We start from the raw sequence: 2,412 nt of genomic DNA, 5'->3' as shown, positions 1-2,412 counted from the left end.
CGAGGCGCTCGCGGACTACTTCACGTTCACGGACTTCGCTCACTTCATCCAGGTGTACCTGTCCGTCGTGGACCTGATCCGCACCCCGGAGGACGTCCGGCTGCTGACGTTCGAGGTGGCCAGGGACCTGGCCCGGCAGCAGGTGCGGTACGCCGAGCTGACCATCACGCCGTACTCCTCGACCCGCCGCGGCATCGACGAGCGGGCGTTCATGGAGGCGATCGAGGACGCCCGCAAGGCGGCCGAGGCCGAGTTCGGGACCGTACTGCGCTGGTGCTTCGACATCCCCGGCGAGGCGGGACTCGTGTCGGCCGAGGAGACCGTGCGGCTCGCCACCGACGACCGGCTGCGCCCGGAGGGCCTGGTGTCGTTCGGGCTCGGCGGGCCCGAGGTCGGTGTGCCGCGACCGCAGTTCAAGCCGTACTTCGACCAGGCCATCGCGGCCGGACTGCACTCCGTTCCGCACGCCGGCGAGACCACCGGGCCGGAGACGGTCTGGGACGCGATCAACGAACTGCGCGCGGAGCGCATCGGGCACGGCACGAGTTCCGCCCAGGACCCGAAGCTGCTCGCCCACCTCGCCGAGCACCGGATCGCCCTGGAAGTCTGCCCCACGTCGAACATAGCGACGCGCGCGGTCCGCACCCTCGACGAGCACCCGATCAAGGAGTTCGTGGCGGCAGGGGTCCTCGTGACCGTCAACTCCGACGACCCGCCGATGTTCGGCACCGACCTCAACACCGAGTACGCCGTCGCCGCCCGGCTCCTCGACCTCGACGAGCGGGGGCTGGCCGCGCTCGCGAAGAACGCGGTGGAGGCGGCCTTCCTCGACGAGCCCGGCAAGACCCGGCTGGCCGCCGAGATCGACACCTACACCTCGGCCTGGCTCACCCCCTGACCCACACCGGAGACGCCCCACACCGGAAGACGCCCCACACCGGAAGACGCCCCGTACCGGAAGACGATCCACACCGGAAGCAACATGACCCCCCTGCGCACCGTGACCGCCGTGGCCCATCGCGGCGCCCCGTACCACCACCGCGAGAACACCCTGGACTCGCTGCGGGCGGGGCTCGCGCTGGGCGCGGACGCCGTCGAGTTCGACGTACGGACGACCCGCGACGGCGTACCGGTCCTCCTCCACGACTCCACGCTGAAGCGGCTGTGGGAGCTGGACCGGCCGCTCGCGGCGCTGTCCGCCGCCGAGGTGCGGGGGCTCACGGCGGACGGTGTGCCGACGCTGGCCGAGGCGCTGGCCGTCACCGCGGGCAACCGGGTCATGATCGACCTGCCGGGTGCGGCAGACCGCCGGGCGATACGGCAGGTCGTGGGCGTCGTACAGGAGTGCGGGGCGCAGGAGCGGGTGTACTACAGCGCCGGGGCCGACACCATGCTCGCGCTGCGGGCCGTCGCCCCGGACGCCGAGATCGCCCTCACCTGGAAGACCCTCGCCCCGCCCCGCCCGGCTCTGGTCGCCGCCGTACGTCCCCGCTGGCTCAACTACCGCTTCGGGTTGGTGAGCCGGGACCTCGTGGACCGTGTCCACCGCGACGGCCACCTGCTGTCCGTGTGGACGCCGGACACACGTCGCTCCATGCGGCGGCTGGTGGACCTCGGGGTCGACTCCATCACCACGAACCGCGTCGACACGCTGTGCGCTCTGCGGAACGGGAACTGACCACGCCGCGTCCGGGTCGTGCCGCCCTCACACGTCGGACCGCTGGGCCACCGTCGCCGCGTCCTCGGGTGTCTCCCGCGTGACGTACTGCGGCACGGGCGTCGTGTCGGTGCCGTTGTCGCGGACGAGGCCGTAGCGGAGGGCGCCCTGGTCGGGGCCGCGGTTGACGTCCTCCTCGACGGCGGTCCGGGAGGAGGGGAACACGGAGATGTTGTAGTCGGCGCCGCTTTCGTTCTGGACGAGGGTGACCGTGCCGTCGAGGTAGAAGTACTCGTTCTGCCACATCTGCTGGGTGCCGTCGGGAAGGACGATGTAGCCGATGTCGGGGCCGCCCATGCCGCTGGTCCGGCCGTCCGGCGACACCGGGTCGTCCATGCGGCGGCCGCCGCCCGAGGCGACATGGAAGAGCCTGCCCTTCAGCCCGGTCCAGGCGGGCATGACGAGGCCGCCCGGCCGGTACTGCGGCGCCAGCTGCCAGCGGACGAGCAGGTAGCCCGCGCCCTTGAGGGTCACACTGTCGCCCCGGTGGTTCATCACGGCGTGCGCGCCGCCGGTGCTCTCGATCCCGGTCTCGGGCCGGCGCGGAAGGGCGCGCGGCGGGGAGTCCGGGTCGGGCGCCCGGTCCACGGCGTCCACGACCGTGCCGTACGACGCCTCGCGCTTCTTCTTCGGTGACGCCGACGGTGACGCGGTGGGGCTGGGGGACGCCGAGGGTACGGGCCCGGTGGGGGCTG

General features: G+C 72.4%; 2 protein-coding genes and 1 pseudogene. 2 read left to right on the top strand and 1 reads right to left on the bottom strand.

The window, feature by feature from the left end:
• A partial coding sequence (locus tag AOK15_RS34370) for an adenosine deaminase (RefSeq protein ID WP_055522228.1) occupies positions 1-898 on the top strand: 898 nt, incomplete at its 5' end.
• A gap of 93 nt (positions 899-991) precedes the next feature.
• A complete protein-coding gene (locus tag AOK15_RS34365) occupies positions 992-1,678 on the top strand; it encodes a glycerophosphodiester phosphodiesterase (protein ID WP_079058868.1) in 687 nt (228 codons plus the stop codon).
• A gap of 27 nt (positions 1,679-1,705) precedes the next feature.
• Here the strand turns inward: AOK15_RS34365 and AOK15_RS34360 are convergent.
• Positions 1,706-2,412: pseudogene (locus AOK15_RS34360) on the bottom strand (sigma-70 family RNA polymerase sigma factor); the annotation flags it as partial.

The organism is Streptomyces ossamyceticus (genome assembly GCF_001418475.1).
In the GTDB taxonomy this organism is placed as follows: domain Bacteria; phylum Actinomycetota; class Actinomycetes; order Streptomycetales; family Streptomycetaceae; genus Streptomyces; species Streptomyces ossamyceticus.
Note: the sequence above shows the minus strand (reverse complement) of the source record. Positions and strands in the feature narration are given on the sequence as shown.